Here is a 20,594-nt window from a genome sequence, read left to right as displayed (position 1 = left end):
GCGGGCCTCGGCCGTGACCCGGGGCCGCTAGGCTCGCGTCGATGTCCGCGTCGACCCGAATCGCCGCACTCGGGGTGCACCTTCCTGAGCGGGTGAGGGCCACCGCCGAGACCGAGCAGCGCCTGAAAGCCGAGAACCCCGGCATGCGACTGGCGACCGGCCTGATCTCACGCATGACCGGGGTGGAGCGCGTGCACATCGCCCCGGATGACTGGCAGGCCTCCGATCTCGCGGTGGCGGCAGCGCGGCAGGCGCTCGACGAGAGCCCGGGCGACATCGACCTCGTGCTGTTCACCGCCGCCGCACAAGACCTCGTCGAACCGGCCACGAGTCACATCGTCGCCGCGAAACTCGGCCTCACCGCTCCCGTCATGGACGTGAAGAACGCCTGCAACTCGGTGCTCAACGGCATGCAGGTCGCCGACGCCCTCATCCGCACCGGGCAATACCGTCGCGTGCTCGTCGCGAGCGGCGAGAAGACGTCGGTGTCGGTGCGCTGGCGGCTGGGCGATCCGGCCCAGTTCCTGCCGTCGTTCCCCGGGTATGTGATGGGGGATGCCGGCGCCGCGGTCGTGCTCGAAGCCTCCGACGATCCCGAGGCGGGCATCCGGGCGTCGCGGTTCTTCGCCGAGTCGCGGCACTGGGCGGTCGGCACCCTGCCGGGCGGCGGCACGATGCGCACCCACGATCCGGATGCCGCCTACTTCCACATGGACGGCGCGGGGCTGCAGAGGGCGTTCCTCGAATTGGGCCCCGAGCCGGTGATGCGGATGCTGCGCGAGACCGGCTACACGATGGATGACTTCGACCTCGTCGCCATCCACCAGGTGGCGTTGCCCTACCTGGGTCCGATCTTCGACCGGCTCGGGGTGCGCGACGACCGCACCGTCATCACGGTCGCCGAGCACGGCAACATCGCCTCGGCGACCCTGCCGCTGCAACTGCGGCTCGCCCGCGAGAGCGGCATGATCGGCCCCGGGTCGCTCGTGCTGATGATCGGCCTCGCCGGCGGCATCTCCCTCGGTCTCATGGTGGTGCGGCTCTAGTGGCCGATCGTGGTGGGACCCTCGCCGTCGTGGTGCCGGTGTACGACGAGGCGGCCGGCATCCGTCCCACCCTCGAGGCGCTCGCGGGGCAACGGGATGCCGACTTCGACGCGGTGTTCGTCGACAACGGGTCGCGCGACGGGTCGGGCGACGTCATCCGCTCGTTCATCGTCGAGCGCGGGCTGACCCGGTGGCGGGTGATCGACGAGCCGCAGAAGGGCACCGGCGCGGCAGCCGACACGGGGATGCGCGCCGCGATCGCCGCGGGGGCGACGCTGCTCGCGCGCACCGACGCCGACTGCCTGCCGCGCGCCGACTGGACGGCGTCGATCCGCCGGTCGCTGACGCCGTCGTCGCAGGGCGGCCGTGGCCTCGGTCTCGTCGGCGGCGAACTCGTACCGCGCCGCGACGAAGGCGTGGGCTGGCTGACCCGACTCGCGTTGCGCGGTGCCGTGCACCTCGCCGAGGCGTTCGGCCGCATCCGCCCCGGCAACCGCGGCCCCGAGTATCTCGGGCCGTACCTGATGGCGGCGGGCTGCAACGTCGGCATCACCGCCGAGCTGTATGTCGCGGCAGGCGGGTTCCCGCGCACGCGAATCGAAGACGTGCACGAGGATCGCGCCCTCGTCAACGCCGTGCGCCGCCTCACCCGCGCCTACGCCCGCCGATCGGATGTCGTCGTCTACGGGTCATCCCGTCGGGTGCGCGCCTGGGGGTTGAAGAACACCCTGCTCTGGTACAAGGATCACGCCTACCGCCCGGAGCACGTGGACATCAGATGAGCATCGCGTCGGCCACCCGGTGGGAGCAGCGCGTGCTGCGCGCCGCGCATCCGATCGCCTTTCCGCTGCTGTCGGCGATCCGCTCACCCGTGCGCCGCATCCCGGGGCTCGGCGTGCTGGTGAAGGACGCCGACCTGCTGCGGGCGACCCTCCTCGACACGGAGGGGTTCACCAAGAACGGGCCGGGGGCGCCCAGCGACCTCTGGACGCCGGTGCTCGGCCCGAGCGTGCTGCTCAACATGGAGGGCGCCGAGCATGCGGCGCTGCGGCGCAAGCTCGGCCCGTTGTTCGCCCCGGCGTTCGTCGACGCCCTGGTGGCCGAGAGCCTCGGCGCGGCGACCCGGGACCTCGCCGATGCACTCGCCCGCGGCGAGCGGGTCGACCTGGTCGCGCACTCCCGGCGCGGCGCCTCCGCGGTGATCGCGCGCCTGGTCGGGCTCGACGAACGGGTCATCGACGACGAGCTGTTCGCCCGGGTGTCGCGGGTGACGGGCTTCGTCACCCTCGCCCGCCCGCGCTTGACGCCCCGTCAGCTCGGGATCGCGCGCGGCATCCTCGCCGAACTGGGGGAGCACGCGCGACGCGCCTACGCGGGCGACGAGTCGACCGTGCCGGGGCGGATGCGGGCGCTCGGCCTCGACGAACGCGAAGCCCTCGGGGCGGTCGGCGCGTTCGTGCTCACCGGCACCGAGACGATCGTGTCGTACGTGCCGCGGCTCGCCGCGATCCTCATCGACTCGGGCTGGCTGCCGCGGCTCGCGGCCTCGCCGGAGCAGGTGGATGCGGCGGTCGCCGAAGGACTGCGCGTCACCACCCCGTCGCCGATGATGCTGCGGTCGGTCGTGCAGCCGCGCACGATCGGGGGAGTCGCGGTGCGGCCGGGGGAGCGCATCCTGCTCGGCACGTACTGGGCCAACCGCGCGCTCGGCGAATTCGATCCGGCGACCAACCCCGCCGCACAGCTCAAGCAGCTCTGGTTCGGGGCCGGCAGCCACTTCTGCCTCGGGGCGCCGCTCGCGATGGCGCAGATCCGGCTCACCCTCGACGCCCTGCTCGGCACCCCCACCCTGCGCGTGGTGTCGCGTCGCCCGTCGCGCGGCGTGCTCATCCCCTCCTACGCCTCGCTCGTCGTGGAGCGGTCATGACCGACCTTCTGGATGCCGTGCTCGCCGCCTGCGATCGGCACGGATCGGCGGCAGCGGTCACCCGCGGGTTGAGGAGCGCCCGCCTTCGGCGGACGCGTCTCGAAACCCACACCTACGCAGAACTCGGTGCCGCGATCCGGTCGACGGCTGCCGGCTTGCGGGCCGAAGGGATGCAGCGCGGCGACCGCGTGCTGTTCTCGGTGCGCCCGGGACCGGATGCCGTCATCCTCGCGCTCGCCATCGTGCTCGCCGGCGGCACCGTCGTGTTCGCCGACCCCGGGGCCGGGGAGGCGCTGTTCCGAGCCCGCACCGCCCTCGCCGCCCCGAAGTGGGTCGCCGCCGAGTCGCTCCTCTACTTCGGGTCGTCGGGCCCCCTGCGTCCGCTCGCCCGGCGGCGCGGGCTCGATCTCGCCCCCTACGCCCGCCTCGTCCCCGACGCCCGCCACCTCTACGTCGGCCCCTGGCTTCCGGGTGTGCCCAGAGGCGCCCTCCCAGTCCGCGGGTTGAGGAGCGCCGCCCGAAGGGCGACGCGTCTCGAAACCCCGCCGGTGGGTTACCCCGGGGACGGTTTCGAGACGCGTCCGGCTGCGCCGGGCGCTCCTCAACCCACGGGTGGGCGAGAGTCCGACGAGGCGCTGATCGTGTTCACGTCGGGCACGACGGACGCGCCCCGGGCCGTGGTGCACACCCGCGGGTCGCTCGGCGCCGGGCTCGCGGATGTCGCGGCTTCGAGCATGCGCGCCGGCCAACGCGTCGTCACCGACCAGCTGATGGTCGGCATCCCGGCGCTCATCGCGGGCGCGCACTGGATCATGCCGACTCCCGGCCTCGACCCGGGGGCGTCGCCGAAGCGCTACCTCGGGCTGCTGCCCGACGCCGAGGTGCTGTTCACCCCGCCGGCGGCGCTCGACGCGATCCTGCGGCTGCTCGACGACGCCCCGCACCTCGCCCCGCTGCGGCTCGAGACGCTCATCCTCGGCGGAGCGCCGGTGCTGCGCCCGCTGCTGGAGCGCGCGTTCGCCCGCTTTCCCGGGGTCACGATCCGTGCGGTGTACGGGATGACCGAGATCCTGCCTGTCGCGATCGCCGACGGCGCCGAGAAGCTGGCGCGTCGCGACGCCGAGGGCGACTACGCAGGGCGTCTGGTGCCGAGTGTGCGCGCCCGTCTCGACACCGGGGAGCTGGTGCTCAGCGGCCCGGGACTCGCCGCGGGGTATCTCGGCGAACCCCCGCTGGCGGAGGTGCGCACCGGCGACCTCGCGCGTCTCGACGGCGACCAGCTGGTGTTGCTCGGGCGCAAGAAGGACATGTTCATCCGCGGCACGCAGAACGTGTACCCGGGACTCTACGAGCCGGTGATCGCCGGCCTCCCGGGCGTGCGCGAAGCGGTCATGACGGGAGTGCCCGACGCGATCGGCGACGACCGCATCGTGGTGCTCGTCGTCCCCGATGATCCGCCCGCGCATCCCGACTCGTCGCATCCCGTCGCCCGCGCCGTCGCGCGCGCCCTGCCGGGACTGATCGACGCCGGGGCGCTGCCCGACCTCGTCGTCGCGGTGCCCGAGCTGCCGCGGGCCGGGCGTTCGCGCAAACTCGACCGTGCCGCCGTCGCCGGGATCGCCCGGAGCCTGTCGTGAGGATCGCAGTGACCGGAGCGAGCGGGTTCATCGGCGGTGCCGTGGCGACGGCGCTCGCGGATGCCGACCACGAGGTCGTCGGATTCGGACGGCAGGCGGGGGGCTGGTCGCACCCGCGGGCCCGGTACCGGTACTGGGATCTCGACAGCGGTCCGCTGCGGGCCGACCGCGACTTCGAGGCGGTCGTGCACTGCGCGGCGCTCGCCGACGACTGGGCGCCCCTCGCCGCGGCCCTGAAGGCGAACCGCGACGGCACGCGCACGGTGGTGCGCAGCTTCCCGGGGGCGCGCATCGTGCACCTGTCGACGTCGAGCGTGTACGACGCGTTCGTGCCCAACATCGACGTGCCCGAGTCGGCGGCGCCGGTGCGGCGATTCCTCTCGACCTACTCGGAGTCGAAGACGCTCGCCGAGTTCGAACTCGCGGGAACGGATGCCGTCATCCTGCGCCCGCACGCCGTCTACGGCCCCGGTGACACGACCCTGCTGCCCCGGCTTCTGGCGGGGGTGCGGCGGGGACGGCTCGTGCTGCCCGAGGGCGCCGAGGTGCGGCACTCGCTCACCCACATCGACAACCTCGTGCTCGCGGTGCGACGCGCGCTCGACGCAGGCACCCCGCGCGGCACCTACAACGTCGCCGACGACTCCCCGGTGGTGCTCGCCGCCGTGCTACGCGAGGTGTTCACGCGCCGTGGGATGCGGGTGCGCATCGCGTCGATCCCGTACCGGTCGGCCTTCGCCCTCGCGGCATCCCTCGAGACGGCCGCCCGCATCCGCCGTCGGCGCCCCGCCCTCACCCGCTACGCCGTGAGTCAGGTGGGCATGGAGCGCACCCTCGACCTCACGGCCGCCCGCACCCGCCTCGGCTACCGCCCCACCCCGACGACGCTCGAGGGCGCCGAGCGCTGGTGATGCCTCAGCGGAGCTGGCCGAACGCCTCCGCCTTGCGGGTCTCGCCGGCCACCAGGATGACGTCGTCGGGCGCGAGCACCGTGTCGGCGGTCGTGTAGGTCCAGCGCTCGCCGGCGTGCTTCACGGCGGTGACCGTCACGCCGTGCTCCGCGCGGATGCCGAGCTGCCCGAGGGGTGTGCCGACGAACCGCGCGCTCGGCTTGGTCTTCACGAGCGCGAAGTCGTCGCCGATCTCGAGGTAGTCCTGCATCGAGCCGCGCACGAGGTGGGCGACGCGTTTGCCCATCTCCTTCTCGGGGTAGATGACGTGCTGCACGCCGAGCTGCTCGAGGATGCGGCCGTGAGCGTCGTTGACGGCCTTCGCCCAGAGATGCTGGGGCCGGAACGACAAAAGCAGGGAGGTGGTGAGGATGCTGGACTGCACGTCGCTACCGATCGCGACGACGATGCGGTCGAACTCGTGAACCGAGAGCTGACGCAGCACGTCTTCTTTCGTCGAGTCGGCCATCACGACGTGACTGAGCTGGCCGTTGAGGTCCTGCACGATGTCTTCGCTCGCGTCGATGCCGAGCACCTCGGTGCCGCTCGCCATCAGTTCGAGCGCGAGTGCGCGACCGAAGCGGCCCAGACCGATGACGGCGACCGAGTCGGCGGCGGCGATGCGCCCCATGTCGCCGCGTTGCCCTGTCTTACGAGAACTAGCCAATGATGGGCCTCTCTTTCGGGAGTTGATACAGGATCGACCGCGGACGCAGCGCGAGCGCGGTGGCGAACGTGATGGGGCCGAGCCGGCCGAGGAACATCAGCAGCACCAGGATGAGCTGGGCGGGAACCGGCAGCGACGCCGTGATCCCGGTGGAGAGTCCCACGGTGCCGAACGCCGAGATGGTCTCGAACAACACGCGGTCGAGGTCGAGTCCGCTGATGATCATGATCGCGATGGTGCTCACCACGACGAGGGCCACCGAGACGAGCACGACGGCGATCGCCTGCCGGTGCACGGCGCGCGAGAGCCGCTTGCCGAAGACGTTGACGACGGCGTCGCCGCGCACTTCGGCGATCAGGATGAACAGCAGCACGCCGAACGTGGTGACCTTGATGCCGCCCGCCGTTCCGGCCGGGCCGCCGCCGATGAACATCAGCGCGTCCATCCCGAGCAGTGTGGCGCCGTTGAGCTGGCTGATGTCGACCGAGTTGAACCCGGCGGTGCGGGTCTGCACCGACTGGAAGAAGCCGGCGAGGATGCGGTCGTGCCAGGCGAGGTCGCCGAGCGTCGCGGGGTTGTTCCATTCGAGTGCCGTGATGAAGAGGGTGCCGAGCACGAGCAGGGCGACGGTGAACGCGAGAACCAGGCGGGTGTTCATGCTCCACAGCAGGGGGCGCCGGAAGCGCTTGCGCAGTTCGAACAGCACCGGGAATCCGAGACCGCCGAGGATGATCGACGCGCACACCGTCAGGCTGATCACCGGGTCGCTGACGAACCCGATCATCGAGTCGCTGAACAGGGCGAATCCGGCGTTGTTGAACGACGAGACGCCGTGGAAGACGCCGAGCCAGATCGCTTCACCGGGGGAGTAGCCGTAGCCGAGTGCGAAGCGCAGCGCGAGGATGACGGCGACGACGCCTTCGACGAGCAGCGACACCCGCACGACTCCGAGCACGAGGCCGCGCACCTCGCCGGGGCCGAGCGCCTTCGTCTCGGTCGCGGTGTTGAGGCGCGACCGGAACGACAGGCGGCGCACGACCACGACGCCGACGAAGGTCGCGAAGGTCATGACCCCGAGACCGCCGAGCTGGATGAGGGCGAGGATCACGACCTGCCCGAACGGCGTCCAGTAGGTCGGGGTGTCGACGACGACGTGCCCGGTGACGGCGACCGCGGAGACGGCGGTGAAGAGTGCCTCCACCCAGGTCGCTCCGCCCGGGCCGGCCTTCGCGATCGGCAGCAGGAGGAGCCCGGTGCCGGCGAGCGCGGACACCGCGAAGGCGACGAAGATCACCTGCGCCGGATGAAAACGCCGACGGCTGCGCTTTCCCACCGCGACGCGGCCGCTCAACTGCACTGGAGAAACCTACTCCTCTCTCCGGGGCCCGCGGTCCTTCTGAACGACGAGCGAGGAGTAGGCGGGGATGAGCACCTTGCGGCCGTAGCGGCGCTCGACGACCCGGAACGGCCGCCCGTCGCCCAGCAGCAGGTCGACGATCGCGCCGAGTTCGGCCCGGGCGAGGGGGCCGCCGAGGCAGAGGTGCCGTCCGGCGCCGAACCACAACTGGCGGTGCTGAGGAAGGTACGGGCGGTCGATCCGGTACGGACCGGCGAGGTTGTTCGCCGTCCAGGTCAGCACCATGACGCGTTCGCCGGCCCGCAGCCGCCGGCCGGCGACGTCGAGATCGGCGAGCACGGAGCGCCCGATGAGAGGCGCCGGGCTGGTGACGCGCAGCGCCTCACGGATGGCGTCATCCCGGTGCTGGGGCATCGCGAGCAGCCGGTGCTGCTCGCCGGAGTCGAACAGCAGGGCGGCGGTGCGTGCCATCGCCGAGGCGGCCGTCTCGGTGCCGGCGACCATCAGCAGGGTCGACAGGCCCTGGGTCTGCTGCACGGTGAGGCCGATCTCGCGGCAGCGGCCGATGATCGTGTCGGGATGCGCGGTTCCGAACGCGTCGCCGATGTGGGCGGTGAGCCGTTCGACGATCTCGCGGGCCACCGCGATCTTCTGCGGAGGGAGGGTGGTGTCGGCGGTCGTGCCGAGGGCGATGGATGCCAGCTGCTCGCCGGTCGCGAAGATCTCGCGGTAGGCGTCATCCCCGCGGCCGCTCTCGATCGGGAGGCCGAGCAGCGTGACGACCATGTGCCCGACGAGCACCCGCGACAGGTCGGCGAGGTCGAGTTCCTCGCCGGCCTCGAAGGAGGCCCGGGCCTCCGCCAGGCGAGCACCCCAGGCCCGGGTCACGAACGCGGCCGACGTCTTCTCGGTGAACAGCTCCCGGCTGCGGGTGCGCAGGTCGTGATGCCCGGGCCCGTCGAACAGGTCGTGCACCCAGTCGCCCAGGATCTGCGCCCAGAGGTGGCCGACTCCGCCTTCGGAGAGCAGCGTGAGGTGCTCCGGGTCGTTGAGCAGGGCGCGCGCCGTGCGGGGGTCGGCGGTGATCCAGCCGAGACCCGGCACTCTCATGATCGGGTTCGCGAACTGGCCGAGCCAGTTGAGCAGCGGGAGCGCGGGGCGGGCGGCCGACAGCAGCCGGTGCTCGTGGGCGGCGGCCCCGTCACCGATTCCGTCGCGCCAGAGAGACAGCCGCCGCTCCCGGGGAGGCGCGTCGAGATCTTCGGCGACAGGCATGGCTAGTCGAAGTCGAGGCTGAGCTTCCGCAACAGGCCGCTCAGCCGCTCCTGGTCGGCCTTCGACAGGCCCGCGAGCATCTCGGCCTCCTCGGCGACGAGCACCGAGATCGCGGCATCCACCTGCCGCCGCCCGGCGTCGGTCATCACGACGAGCACTCCGCGACCGTCGTGCGGGTCGGTGTGGCGTTCGACGAGCCCGCGATCGACGAGCCGGTCGATGCGGTTCGTCATCGTGCCGCTCGAGACGAGGGTCTGCTGCAGGAGCGCCTTCGGGCTCAGCTGGGCGGCGTCACCCGCGCGGCGCAGCGCCGCGAGCACGTCGAACTCCCACGGCTCGAGACCCGAGGAGGTGAACGCCGAACGACGCGACCGATCGAGGTGGCGGGCGAGGCGGTCGACCCGCGACAGCACCTGCAACGGCGTGAAGTCGATGTCGGGACGTTCGCGCGACCACGCGTCGACGATGCGGTCGACCTCGTCGGAAGCGGGCACCCGTCCAGTATTGCGCGCCGAGCCTGGCAAGCTAGATCGGCGCCCCGCACCGCGGGAACGCGATCCGCCTTGGTGTAACGGCAGCACGACGGCCTTTGGAGCCGTTAGGTCCAGGTTCGAATCCTGGGGGCGGAGCAGTCGGTCAGGCGCCGGTGCGGGGATTCGTCGGCCGGCGGCGAGCCCAGGCTTTCGCGATGTGGTCGCGCATCGCCTGAGCGGCGGCCTCACCGTCGCCGCGCGTGATCGCTTCGAGGATCGCCTGGTGTTCGTCGAGGGTGACGCGCAACGCTTCCGGTCCCGGGGTGCCGATGAAGCGGGCGCTCTCCCGCGCGCGGGCGAACAGGATGCGGGTGATGTTGGCGGCGAGACGGTTTCCCGACTGCTCCATGATCAGGTAGTGGAAGTCGGCGTCGGCCTGGTTGTACGCCTCGAAGTCGTCGATGCGGTGGCGCGTGTCGTCGAACGCGGCCTGCAGTGCGGCGGTTCGTTCCGGGGTCTGGCTCGCGGCGGCGGCCCGAGCCATCGAGGCCTCGAGGCTGCCGCGCACGATCGAGAGCTCATCGAGCACGCCGAGCGAGTCGTCGTGATCGACCATCGCCGACAGCACGACGGGGTCGAGCACGTTCCACATGCTCGGGGGGTTGACGGTCGTGCCGCGCCCCTGCGCCACCACAACCAGACCCTTCTCTTCGATCCGCTTGACGGACTCCCGGATGACGGTGCGCGAGACGCCGAATTGCTGGCTGAGTTCGCCTTCGGGCGGCAACACCTCGCCGGGCTCGAGAACGCCGGTGATGATCGCGGCGACGAGGTCGGCGACGACCGCGACGCCCAGCCGGGCGGGCGGGACGCGACCGGCAGACGCGACGAGCACGGGGCGTCGCCCGTCGCCCGCGCCGGCCGCTTCGGTCATGCGATTCAGTGTAGGGCGCGCGATCGGTCAGCCCAGAAGGGCGGGCGGAGGGTCGGCCACCAGTTGCAGCCCCGCCCGTTTCGGCCGTACGTGCGGACCTTCGGTGACGAGCCAGTCGGCGGCGGCGGTGCGCTTCTGGATCGCCGCCTCGTCGATCGACACCCCCGCCCCCGGGGTGTCGCCGAGCACGATGCCGCCGTCGGCGAACTCCTGATCGACCGTGATGCCGAACGGTGCGCCGAGGTCTTGCACCTCGGCCGAGAGGTGGTTGGGGATGGCGGCGGCCGCGTGCGCCACCGCGTTGTTGCCGGTGAGTCCGACGGGGCTCATCGGCAGGTCGCGACTGTGCGCGGCGTAGGCGACGCGCAGGAAGTGCGTGATCCCCCAGACGCTGCCGGCCTGTACCACGTCGACGGCACCGGCGTCGAAGAGGGGACCGTACTGCTCGAGCCCGGTCAGGTTCTCGCCGGTGGCCACGGCCGCCCGGATCGATCGTGTGAGCCGGGCATGGCCGCCGGCGTCCCAGCGGCGCAGCGGCTCCTCGATCCAGGTGAGGTCGTGCACCGCCTCGACCGCGCTCACGTGCCGAACCGCCTGCTTGAGGTTCCACGACTCGTTGGCGTCGAGCATGAGCGCCGGGTTCGGGGTGTTGACGCGGAGGGCGTCGGCGATGATGCCGAGCCGGCGGATGTCGGCGGGGATGTCGCGGCCGCCCTTGAGCTTGCCGCTCGTGAAGCCGCGTGCGGCCATCGTGGCGTACCAGGCCGCGAGCCGGTCGTCGTCGAGGGCGATGTCGAGACCCGAGGCGTAGCCGGCGACGAACCGGTCGCGCCCGCCCAGCAGCCGCCACAGGGGTTCGCCCGCCGCCTTGGCCTTGAGATCCCACAGAGCCATGTCGAGCGTGCCGATGCCTCCGAAGGTCGCACCCGAGTGACCAGCCTTGAAGACCTGCGCGAGCATCCGGTCGTAGAGCGCGCTGACCGATCGCGGGTCTTCGCCTTCGATCGCGGGGAAGATGCGGTCGATGTCGTGATCGGAACCCATGCCGACCCCGGTGAGGCCGTCGTCGGTGTCGACCAGGACGACCGGCACCGGGGTGAGGCCCGACTCGATGTAGCCGTTGACGTCGCCGACCGGGCGCCCCCAGTCGTGGAAGGAACGCAGGATGCGGTACCCCGTGATCTTCATGTCACCTTCGACGGTCCTCGGCGCGCCGATCGCAGCCGCAAACAGCATACATCACATGTCCCACCTCACGGCGGGGGGCGTCGAAGCGATTCCGATCACCGTTCCGGCGGGCTACTCCCCGGGCGGAGCGATCGAGTCCCGCACGATGACCGGCATCGGCACCAGCGTCTGACCGGAGGGCTCGCCGGTGAGCAGGATCTCGACGGCCCGGCGCCCCATCTCCTCATGGGGGAGTGCGACGGTGGTGAGCCCGGGGCGCAGGTAGGCGGCGATCTCGTCGTTGTCGAACGACACGATCGAGAGGTCGGCCGGAATGCGGCGACCGAGTTCGGCGGCCGCCTGGTAGGCGCCGAAGGCCAGGCGGTCGTTCATGCAGATGAGTGCCCGGATGCCGGGGTCCGCGGTCAGGAGCCGCAGGGTGGCCTCGTAGCCGTTCTCGGGCTCCCAGAGCCAGATCGACTCTTCGGCGACGAACCGCAGGTCGTTCTCGCGCAGGGTCTCGCGGATGCCGGCGACCCGTCGCGACACGGTCTCCGACCGGAAGACGTCGCGTTCGGCGGCATCGCTCTGGCCGATCAGGGCGATGCCGTCACGATGGCCGGCCGCGAGCAGCAGTTCGACGGCGGCCCGGCCGCCGACCAGCTCGTCGGGGAGCACCGAGTCGGTGTACCGGGGGTTCGTCGCGTTGAGCATGACGGCCGTCGTCGCGCTCGGAAGCTCCGGCACGAAGAGCTCCCTCGCCCGCATCGTCGCGAAGATGATCCCGTCGACCTGGCGGTCCAGCAGCGCGGCGATCGCCTCCTCTTCACGCCGGGGCTCGCCGCCGGTCTCGGCGACGAGCACCACGTGCTCGGCCTTCTCGGCCGCCTCGAGGGCGCCCTTGATCAGCCCGCTCGCGAATCGGGTGCTCGCGACGAGGTCGGAGACGAAGCCGATGGTGTGCGTCTTGTCGGTGCGCAGCCCGCGCGCGGCGATGTTGGGCCGGTAGCCGAGTTCGGCGGCCGCCGCGTTGACCCGGTCGTGGGCGTCCTGGGAGAGGCGGGTGTCGGGCCGGCCGTTGAGGATCATCGAGGCGGCAGACGTCGACAGGCCGGCTCGGCGCGCGACATCCGCCAGCGTCACCCGCTTCTGTGCCATCTCACCCTCCCGCCAGCTCCGTCGTCACGGATCATTGAACCAGTGAGAGCTTGGCAGCTAATTCGATTCAGCTTGACAGAATCGACCGCGACGGCGAATGATGAGGGTGCTGAAACCATTTAGCACCCCTGTACCGACACGAACGACAAAGGAGTCAGACATGGCAACACTCCGACGTGCCCGCTTCGGGCGCTCGCCGGTCGCCGCCGCAGCACTCATCGCGGTCGCCGGCCTCACCCTCGCGGGCTGCGCCCCCGGCGGCACCGCGGGACCGACCGAAAGCGTCGACGTGAGCACCGAGCTCACCGACGAAGAGGTCGTCCTGACCATCGCCGACGAGACCGGCTTCCCGGTCACCGACGAGCTCGCGGCGGCGTTCACCGAGCAGCACCCGAACGTCACCTTCGAGATCACCCGCGACACGTTCCAGAACCTCACCGCGAACGCGCCGCGCCTGCTGGCCAGTGACAACCCGCCCGACCTCATCCGTCTCCCCACCATCGGCGACACGGTCAAGGACGGCCTGCTCGCCAACCTCGACCCGTACTTCGACGCCTACGGCTGGGACGCCTGGCCGGCGTCGCAGCTCGCACCGTTGCGCATGACGGATGACGGCGTGCGCGGTTCCGGATCGCTCTACCAGCTCGGTCTGGGCTACTCGGTGACCGGCATCTTCATGAACCTGGCCCTCGCCGACGAGCTGGGAATCGACGCCCCGCCGGAGACCATGGCGGAGTTCGAAGAGCAGATGCAGATCGCGAAGGATGCCGGGGTGCTGCCGATCATGGCGGGTGACTCCGACGGCGTCGTGAACTTCGTGGTGCAGGCCGCGATGAACCAGTTCGTCGACAAGGACGAGTTCATGTCGTGGATGTTCAACGAGCCGGGCGCCAGCTACGACCAGCCCGGCACCGTCGAAGGCGCGGAGCTGGTGCGGGAGTGGGCGGATGCCGGCTACTTCCCGTCGGACATCAACGCGATCGACTACTTCACCTTTGTGACCCGCTTCTCGGAGGGCGAAGGCCTGTTCACCTTCAACGGCAACTGGGCGGCAGCCGGGTACCAGGAGGCGCTCGGTGACGACGTGACCTTCTTCCTCGTGCCGCCGGTCGAGGAAGGCGGCGATCACGTCGCGATGGGGGCCGCGAACTCGTTCTCCGTCGCCGCGGGCTCGGACAACCTCAACGAGATCGTGTACTTCCTCAACTGGATCCACACCGATCCGGTCGCCCGGCAGATCATCGTCGACGTGACCGGCGCTTCGCCCGGTGGCGACCCGTCGCTGCCGCTGCCCGACGTCGAGCCCGGTTCGCTCATCGAGAAGGCGCTGGAGATGAGCGCCACGATCGGTGCCGAGAACGGTCAGGTCGACTTCATGGCCAACACCACGGCCGGCATCTACGCCGGCTCGATCATCCCCGAATCCCAGTTGCTCGTGACCGGTCAGATCACCGGACAGGAGTTCGTCGAGCGCGTCCAGGCGTTCTACGAGCAAGAGATCGGCGGCTGATGTCTGCCGGCAACCGCGGCGGCGCCATCGGGGCGGTGTCCCACTCGGGCGGCGATGCGGACTCACCTCCGGCGACGTCCGCGGTTGCCCCTCGCCGGGTCGCTCGCAAGGCGACCCGGCGGGGACCCCTCGCCGGCGTGCTGATGATCGCACCGGCCCTCGCCGCCTACGGCTTCTTCGTGCTCGTCCCGTTCATCCAGGGCGTGCAGTACTCGTTCTACGACTGGAACGGGGTCGGCGCCTCGACCTGGGTCGGCGTCGACAACTACCTGCGGGTGTTCACCGACCGCGAGATGCTGTCCGCCATCCGCAACGCCTTCGTGCTGGTGATCTTCTTCACGGTCATCCCGGTCGGCACCGGCCTGGTGCTCGCGACGCTCATCCGCAACATCCGGGCGGGCGTCTTCTCGACGGTCTCGCAGACGATCCTCTTCCTGCCGCAGATCATCCCGCTCGCTGCCGCCGGCATCGCCTGGTCGTGGATGTACGCGCAGACCGGAACGGTCAATCAGATCCTCTCCGCCGTCGGTCTCGGCGGCATCACCCGGCCGTGGCTCGCCGACTACGGCACCGCCCTCCCCGCGGTGGGGCTCATCGGATCGTGGGTGCTGACCGGCCTGTGCACCGTGCTGCTGCTCACCGGCATCAGCAAGATCGACGCCTCGCTCTACGAGGCGGTGCGACTCGACGGGGCCGGCTGGTTCCGGGAGTTCATCACCATCACGATCCCGGGGCTGCGTCAGCAGATCGCGGTGCTCATCACCATCACCGTGATCGCCGCGCTCAGCAGCTTCGACATCATCTACACCTCGACCCAGGGCGGACCGGGTCGGGCGACCCTGGTTCCCGGGCTGTCGATCTTCCGCATCGGATTCACCCAGAGCGACGTCGGGCTCGCCTCGGCGTTCGGCATCGTGCTCATGGCACTCGTGCTGATCGTCGTCATCCCGATCCAGCGCCTGTCGAAGGAGAGCTCGTGATCGGCAATCGCACCGAGGCGGTCGTCGGCCGGATCGTGCTCATCGTCGTGCTCCTCGTGACCGTGCTGCCGCTGGTCAGCATGCTCTCGGCCGCCCTCCAGCCGGCCGACCGCAACCCCACCGGCCTGGTCTGGCCGAGCGACCCGCAGTGGCAGAACTTCGTGACGGCGTTCGAGGCGGGGCACGTCTGGCAGCTCATGCGCTCGAGCCTCGTGATCGTACTCATCGTCGTACCGGCGAGCCTGCTCATCGCGACCATGGCGGGCTACGCGCTCGGCAACCTGCGCATCCGCGGCAGCCGCTTCCTGCTGCTGTTGTTCGTCGCGGGCCTCACGATCCCGTTCGAGTCGCTCATCATCCCGATCTACTACCACATGAAGTCGCTCGGCCTTCTGAACACCCCGTGGGCCGTCGGGCTCACCCTCATCGGCCTGTTCATGCCGTTCAGCGTCGCCTGGATGCGGGCGCACTTCGTCGGGGTGCCGACCGAACTCTCCGAGGCGGCGCGGGTGGATGGCGCGACGGTGTGGCAGGAGTTCCGTCGCATCCAGATCCCGCTCGCCGGCCCCGCCCTCGCGGCGCTCGCGATCCTGCTGTTCCTGTGGACCTGGAACCAGTTCATCCTGCCGGTCGCCCTCATCCAGGATCCGCTCGACCGCACGGTCGCCGGCGCGCTGACCTTCTTCCAGGGGCAGTACTACGCGAGCATCCCGCTCCTCAACGCCGGCGCGCTCATCATCATCACCCCGGCGATCGTGGTGTTCCTGATCTTCCAGCGCCAGTTCATCAAGGCCCTCTTGCAGGGCGCCGTCAAGGGCTGACGCCGACGCCGGCGCTCGCGCCGAACGAACCACGAAACGAGACACCGACCATGAGCTTCGTCCACGCCGACCACTGGGTCTGGGACTTCTGGCTGGCCGACGACGGCGAGCGGTTCCACCTCTACTACCTCTACGCCTCACGGTCACTCGGCGACCCCGACCTGCGGCACCGGCACGCCCGCATCGGGCACGCGAGCTCGGACGACCTGTGCACCTGGCAGGACCACGGCCCCGTGCTCGGACCCGGCGACGCCTACGGGTTCGACGGCTCGGCGACCTGGACGGGCTCGGTGGTGCGCGGCGACGACGGGGTGTGGCGGATGTTCTACACCGGCTCGCGATTCCTCGCCGCCGACTCCGTCGCCAACATCGAGACGATCGGCGTCGCGACCTCGCGCGACCTGCACACCTGGGTCAAGGCGCCCGGGCCGATCGTCGTCGCCGACCCCCGGTGGTACGAGACCCTCGACGCGGGCACCTGGCGCGAGGAGGCGTGGCGTGATCCGTGGGTGTTCCGGGTGGGCGACGAGTGGCGGATGCTCGTCACCGCGCGCAGCGCCGACGGCGATCTCGTCGACCGCGGCGTCATCGGCCTCGCGACCTCCGCCGACCTGATGACCTGGACGGTGCGCGCGCCGGCGAGCGCGCCGGGGGCGGGTTTCATGCACCTCGAGGTTCCACAGCACCTCGAGATCGACGGCCGCGCCCTGCTGCTGTTCTCGTGTGACACCCCGCACCTCGCGGGGGAGCGCGCCGCGAGAGGGGAACGCGGGGGCATCTGGGTCGCGGATGCGCCCGGCCCGGCCGGCTATCCGGTCGGGGAGGCGACCCGACTGCTCGACGAGCGGCACTACAGCGGCCGGGCGATCCGCGATCGGGCGGGGCAGTGGATGCTGCTGGCCTTCGAGAACATCGGCAGCGACGGCGAGTTCGTCGGCAGGTTGTCCGACCCGCTGCCCCTGAGCTGGGCGGGGGAGACGCTGGTGGTCGACGCGGAACGCGAGGTTGCTCGATGACGGTGGCGATCCACGGCGAGATCGCCCCGGGCTTCGAGGGAGTGCGCGACGCCTTCGTGGCGGCCTTCGCGGGGCTTCCGCAGATGGGAGCGGCGCTCGCCGTGCGACATCGCGGCGCGACGGTCGTCGACCTGTGGGGCGGCATCGCCGACGCCCGCGACGGCTCGCCCTGGCGGGACGACACCGCGACGGTGATCTTCTCGTGCAGCAAAGGGATCATGTCGGTGCTCGCCGCGCGGCTGGTGCAGGAGGGCCGCCTCGACTACGACGCGCCCGTCGCCCGGTACTGGCCCGAGTTCGCGCAGGCGGGGAAGGGCGGCGTGCTCGTGCGCCACATCCTCTCCCACCGGTCGGGTCTCTCCGCGCCTCGCGAGGACTTCATCACCGCCGACCTCGCTGACTGGGGCAGGATCACGGATGCTCTCGCTCGGCAGGAGCCGCTGTGGCAGCCGGGAACGGGGTACGCCTATCACGCGATCACCCACGGCTGGCTGATCGGCGAGGTGATCCGCCGGATCACCGGGATGCACGTCGGCGAGTACCTGGCGCGCACGCTCGCCGCGCCGCTGCACGCCGACGCCTGGATCGGGCTCCCGGCTGCCGAGGCGCATCGGGTGGCTCACCTCCGGGTCGGCGCCAGCCTCGCCCGGCTCGTCGGGCAGCAGAACGCCGACCCGATGCCCGGTATCGACTGGAACGCCCGCGCGCTGACGCTGGGAGGCGCGTTGCCGCGCACCCTCGTCGGGGAAGCCGAGGGCTTCAACGACCCGGCGGTGCGCGCCGCGGAGATCCCCGGGGCCGGCGGCATCGCCACGGCCCGGGCGCTCGCCGCGATCTGGTCCTCGACGGTGACCGACACCGACGGGGTGCGCGTGCTGGATGACGCGACGCTCGATCGAGCCCTCGTCGTGCAGAGCGAGGGGGAACCGGTCTTCCCGTCACCGCCGCCCTGGCCGCGGTGGGCGATGGGGTTCCAGCTCGACGCCGAGGCGCGGCGGTACCTCGGCGAGGCATCCTTCGGTCACGACGGCGCGGGCGGTCAGGTGGCCTTCGCCGACCGGGCTGCGAAGGTCGGCTTCGCGTTCCTTACCACCCAGATGGAGGCGATCGACGACGTGCGGGCGACGCACATCATCGACGCACTGCGCTCCGTCGTCGGCGCGAAACCCTAGGATCCGGCGCGCCGCTTTCGCAGGACACTCGAGACGAACACGGCGATGATCAGCGCCGCGCCGTTGAACACCGCGTCGACCCAGCTCTGCGCCCCCGCGAGCGTCAGCCCGCTCACACTCACCGCGACGAAGAGCACGCCGATCACGGTGCCGACGACGTTGAACCGGCCCGGGATGATCGCCGTCGCCCCGAGGAAGACGGCTGCGAGTGCGGGGAACAGCAGGAAGGTGCCCCCATCGGGGTTGGCCCCTCCGGTCCGCGCCGTCAGGGCGACGCCGGCGATCCCCGCGATGAGGCCCGACATCGCGAAGGCGAACAGGGTGTAGCGCATCCGCGGCAGGCCCACCAGATCCGCGGAGCGGGGGTTCGACCCGATCGCATACAGGGATCGCCCAAAGGGGGTGTGGCCGAGGATGTACCAGGCCGCGAAGCCGACGACGATGACGATGAACAGCACTCGCGGCACGCCGAGCCATTGACGCGACCCGAACTGCAGCAGCGCGGGGTCGATGCCGATGATCGCCTGCCCGGCGGTGTACCACTGGATGAGGCCGCCGATGAGGGTCGCGGCGCCCAGCGTCGACACGAACGAGTTCAAGCCGAGCCGAGCCACCAGGACTCCGTTCGCCAGACCCACGGCGAGCCCCACGCCGATCGCGAGCAGGATGCTGACCGCGATGGGAAGGCCCATCTGCGCGTTCGTCCCGGCGCAGACCACGGCGGCCAGCACCGTCATCGCGCCGACCGAGAAGTCGAAGTGGCCGGCGATCAGCGGGAACATCAGGGCGATCGCGACGAGCATGATGATCGACTGATTTGCGAGCACGATCGTGAGGTTGGCGACCGAGAAGAAGGCGCGGCTGCTCGCGGGGAACACCGAGAAGAACAGCACGATGACGGCGAGCAGAATCGGCAGGCCGAGGCGCTCGCCCCATTCGGCCACGGGGGTGCGTCGCGAAGTGACGGGCTGGCTCATGTGGGGATCCCTTCCTCGGAATCGAGCATGGACAAATGGGCGACCTCGTCGCGGGTGGTGCTCGAGGTCGTGAGATCGGCGACGATGCGGCCCGCACGAAGCACGACGATGCGGTGCGTCAAGGCGAACAGCTCGTCGAGGTCGGACGAGGCGACGATCACGCCGGCACCGGCATCGGCGGCCGCGACGACATGCGCCGAGATCTCGGAACGGGCGACGACATCGACACCCTGACTCGGCTCGTCGAGCAGCAGCAGTTTCGGCGCCCGCTGCAGCCACCGGGCGAGGATCGCCTTCTGCTGGTTGCCGCCCGAGAGCGAGCCGAGGGGTGTCTCGATCCCCGGCGTCCGAATCCCGAACGCGGCGACCAGGGCCTCCGCCGAGCTCCGCTCCGCGGACGGTGAGATCGCCAGGCGCCGCCAGAACCGCTTCAGCACCGTGATGCTCGTGTTCTCGCGCACCGACAGGTCGAGGAACGCGGCCTCGCCGAGCCGATCCTCCGGAACGAGAGCCACGTCGAGAGCCATCGCCTGCGCGGCGGAATGGGGCGAGTACGGAGCGCCATCGAGTTCCATGGACCCGGCGCGGATGGGGAGCCGCCCGAAGACGGTGCGCAGAAGGCTCGATCGTCCCGAGCCACCGAGTCCGGCGAGTCCGACGATCTCGCCGGCGGCCAGGGTGAGATCGACTCCGCGGAGTGCTCCGGCGTGGAGCCCGGTGATCCGCAACCGTTCGGCCGACCCGGCTCGCACGGCCGTGCGCTCGGGATGAGGCAACTCCGCGCCGCCCGTCATGGCGGCCACGAGGCGGTCGATGGGCATCTCGCTCATGGCGTCGGTCGCGGCGACGCGGCCGTCGCGGAAGACCGTCACATCGTCGGCGACCCCCTGGACCTCGGGGAAGCGGTGACTGACCAGCACGATGGTCTGGCCGCGATTGGCTCGCTTGCGCAACGCGGCGAGCAGTTCCTGCGATTCGTGTTCGGCGAGGGTGGCCGTCGGCTCGTCGAGCATCAGGATGGCGTCGTCACCGGCATCCGCGAGCGCGCGGGCGATGGCGACCAGGCTGCGCTGGCTCGGTCGCAAAGCCGCGACCGGAGTGCGAGGAGACGCGGCGATCTCGAAACGCTCGAGCAGGGCCGCGGTATCGGCTTCGAGGCGGGACCAGCGCACACCACCGAGCACCCGTGCGGTCGGGTACCCCCGGTCGAGGGCGATGTTCTCGGCGATGCTGAGCTGGGGAAAGAGCCCGAGGTCTTGGTGCACGAAGTGCAGTCCGGAGCGCCGGGCGACTGCGGGCGTCTGATCGGCCGCCGCTCGTTCCTCACCGTGCACGACGATCCGGCCGGAGTCGGCCCGGTACACGCCGGCGAGGCACTTGATGAGCGTCGACTTGCCCGAACCGTTGCCGCCGAGCAGGGCGTGGATGGTGCCCTTGCCGACGCGCAGGTGCGCGTCGGCAAGGGCGACGGTCCCGCCGAACGTCTTCACGACGCCGGAGGCTTCGAGCGCTGGCAGGACCGTCATG

Annotated in this window: 19 protein-coding genes and 1 tRNA gene; 11 read left to right on the top strand and 9 right to left on the bottom strand. The window is 70.8% G+C overall.

The window, feature by feature from the left end; all coding sequences use genetic code 11:
• Nucleotides 1–41 precede the first annotated feature (41 nt).
• Genes IE173_RS10190 through IE173_RS10170 form a run of 5 tightly spaced genes read left to right on the top strand, consistent with a single transcriptional unit; the run spans nucleotide 42 to nucleotide 5,521 of the window.
• Complete coding sequence (locus IE173_RS10190; RefSeq protein WP_191283355.1) at nucleotides 42–1,046, top strand: 3-oxoacyl-ACP synthase III family protein; 1,005 nt, start codon at nucleotides 42–44, stop codon at nucleotides 1,044–1,046.
• 29 nt (nucleotides 1,047–1,075) lie between these two features.
• Nucleotides 1,076–1,828 (top strand): glycosyltransferase family 2 protein, encoded by a 753-nt coding sequence (locus IE173_RS10185; protein ID WP_268248911.1) that lies wholly within the window; start codon nucleotides 1,076–1,078, stop codon nucleotides 1,826–1,828.
• Nucleotides 1,825–2,973 (top strand): cytochrome P450, encoded by a 1,149-nt coding sequence (locus IE173_RS10180; protein ID WP_191283354.1) that lies wholly within the window; start codon nucleotides 1,825–1,827, stop codon nucleotides 2,971–2,973. Before IE173_RS10185 ends, IE173_RS10180 begins: the two co-directional genes overlap by 4 nt.
• Nucleotides 2,970–4,610, top strand: a complete 1,641-nt coding sequence (locus tag IE173_RS10175; RefSeq protein WP_191283353.1) for a class I adenylate-forming enzyme family protein — start codon at nucleotides 2,970–2,972, stop codon at nucleotides 4,608–4,610. The genes IE173_RS10180 and IE173_RS10175 overlap by 4 nt, the downstream gene beginning before the upstream one ends.
• A complete protein-coding gene (locus tag IE173_RS10170) occupies nucleotides 4,607–5,521 on the top strand; it encodes an NAD-dependent epimerase/dehydratase family protein (protein WP_191283352.1) in 915 nt (304 codons plus the stop codon). Before IE173_RS10175 ends, IE173_RS10170 begins: the two co-directional genes overlap by 4 nt.
• Before the next feature lie 4 nt (nucleotides 5,522–5,525).
• Here the strand turns inward: IE173_RS10170 and IE173_RS10165 are convergent, their stop codons facing one another.
• Genes IE173_RS10165 through IE173_RS10150 form a run of 4 tightly spaced genes read right to left on the bottom strand, consistent with a single transcriptional unit; the run spans nucleotide 5,526 to nucleotide 9,353 of the window.
• A complete protein-coding gene (locus tag IE173_RS10165; RefSeq protein WP_191283351.1) occupies nucleotides 5,526–6,191 on the bottom strand; it encodes a potassium channel family protein in 666 nt (221 codons plus the stop codon).
• Nucleotides 6,192–6,219: 28 nt separating this feature from the next.
• Complete coding sequence (locus IE173_RS10160) at nucleotides 6,220–7,584, bottom strand: TrkH family potassium uptake protein (protein ID WP_229842031.1); 1,365 nt, start codon at nucleotides 7,582–7,584, stop codon at nucleotides 6,220–6,222.
• A gap of 9 nt (nucleotides 7,585–7,593) precedes the next feature.
• Nucleotides 7,594–8,859, bottom strand: coding sequence for a cytochrome P450 (locus IE173_RS10155; protein WP_191283350.1), 1,266 nt, complete (start codon nucleotides 8,857–8,859; stop codon nucleotides 7,594–7,596).
• Nucleotides 8,860–8,861: 2 nt separating this feature from the next.
• Complete coding sequence (locus tag IE173_RS10150; RefSeq protein WP_191283349.1) at nucleotides 8,862–9,353, bottom strand: MarR family winged helix-turn-helix transcriptional regulator; 492 nt, start codon at nucleotides 9,351–9,353, stop codon at nucleotides 8,862–8,864.
• Between the two features lie 63 nt (nucleotides 9,354–9,416).
• Between IE173_RS10150 and IE173_RS10145 the strand changes: the two genes are divergently transcribed.
• Nucleotides 9,417–9,488, top strand: a tRNA-Gln gene (locus IE173_RS10145).
• 7 nt (nucleotides 9,489–9,495) lie between these two features.
• On the opposite strand, the gene IE173_RS10140 is transcribed toward IE173_RS10145, so the two are convergent.
• From IE173_RS10140 to IE173_RS10130, 3 genes are all read right to left on the bottom strand, one after another.
• Nucleotides 9,496–10,266, bottom strand: coding sequence for a FadR/GntR family transcriptional regulator (locus IE173_RS10140; protein WP_191283348.1), 771 nt, complete (start codon nucleotides 10,264–10,266; stop codon nucleotides 9,496–9,498).
• A 27-nt stretch (nucleotides 10,267–10,293) separates the two neighbouring features.
• The gene (locus IE173_RS10135) at nucleotides 10,294–11,454 is read right to left on the bottom strand and encodes a mandelate racemase/muconate lactonizing enzyme family protein (RefSeq protein WP_191283347.1); all 1,161 of its coding nucleotides are present in this window, start codon (nucleotides 11,452–11,454) and stop codon (nucleotides 10,294–10,296) included.
• Between the two features lie 111 nt (nucleotides 11,455–11,565).
• Nucleotides 11,566–12,591, bottom strand: a complete 1,026-nt coding sequence (locus IE173_RS10130) for a LacI family DNA-binding transcriptional regulator (protein WP_191283346.1) — start codon at nucleotides 12,589–12,591, stop codon at nucleotides 11,566–11,568.
• Between the two features lie 160 nt (nucleotides 12,592–12,751).
• Between IE173_RS10130 and IE173_RS10125 the strand changes: the two genes are divergently transcribed.
• Genes IE173_RS10125 through IE173_RS10105 form a run of 5 tightly spaced genes read left to right on the top strand, consistent with a single transcriptional unit; the run spans nucleotide 12,752 to nucleotide 18,090 of the window.
• Nucleotides 12,752–14,101: an ABC transporter substrate-binding protein gene (locus IE173_RS10125; protein ID WP_191283345.1), complete on the top strand. Its 1,350-nt coding sequence runs from the start codon at nucleotides 12,752–12,754 to the stop codon at nucleotides 14,099–14,101.
• Nucleotides 14,101–15,081: a carbohydrate ABC transporter permease gene (locus IE173_RS10120; protein ID WP_191283344.1), complete on the top strand. Its 981-nt coding sequence runs from the start codon at nucleotides 14,101–14,103 to the stop codon at nucleotides 15,079–15,081. Before IE173_RS10125 ends, IE173_RS10120 begins: the two co-directional genes overlap by 1 nt.
• A complete protein-coding gene (locus IE173_RS10115) occupies nucleotides 15,078–15,902 on the top strand; it encodes a carbohydrate ABC transporter permease (protein WP_229842030.1) in 825 nt (274 codons plus the stop codon). The genes IE173_RS10120 and IE173_RS10115 overlap by 4 nt, the downstream gene beginning before the upstream one ends.
• Before the next feature lie 50 nt (nucleotides 15,903–15,952).
• Nucleotides 15,953–16,918: a glycoside hydrolase family protein gene (locus IE173_RS10110; protein ID WP_191283343.1), complete on the top strand. Its 966-nt coding sequence runs from the start codon at nucleotides 15,953–15,955 to the stop codon at nucleotides 16,916–16,918.
• Entirely contained in the window at nucleotides 16,915–18,090 is a 1,176-nt protein-coding gene (locus tag IE173_RS10105; RefSeq protein ID WP_191283342.1) for a serine hydrolase domain-containing protein, read from the top strand. Before IE173_RS10110 ends, IE173_RS10105 begins: the two co-directional genes overlap by 4 nt.
• On the opposite strand, the gene IE173_RS10100 is transcribed toward IE173_RS10105, so the two are convergent.
• Together IE173_RS10100 and IE173_RS10095 are read right to left on the bottom strand one after the other, a co-directional pair.
• The gene (locus IE173_RS10100) at nucleotides 18,087–19,067 is read right to left on the bottom strand and encodes an ABC transporter permease (RefSeq protein ID WP_191283341.1); all 981 of its coding nucleotides are present in this window, start codon (nucleotides 19,065–19,067) and stop codon (nucleotides 18,087–18,089) included. The genes IE173_RS10105 and IE173_RS10100 overlap by 4 nt on opposite strands.
• Nucleotides 19,064–20,593: a sugar ABC transporter ATP-binding protein gene (locus IE173_RS10095; RefSeq protein WP_191283340.1), complete on the bottom strand. Its 1,530-nt coding sequence runs from the start codon at nucleotides 20,591–20,593 to the stop codon at nucleotides 19,064–19,066. The genes IE173_RS10100 and IE173_RS10095 overlap by 4 nt, the downstream gene beginning before the upstream one ends.
• Nucleotide 20,594 lies beyond the last annotated feature (1 nt).

This window comes from Pseudolysinimonas yzui, assembly GCF_014653215.1.
Lineage (GTDB): Bacteria > Actinomycetota > Actinomycetes > Actinomycetales > Microbacteriaceae > Pseudolysinimonas_A > Pseudolysinimonas_A yzui.
Note: the sequence above shows the minus strand (reverse complement) of the source record. Positions and strands in the feature narration are given on the sequence as shown.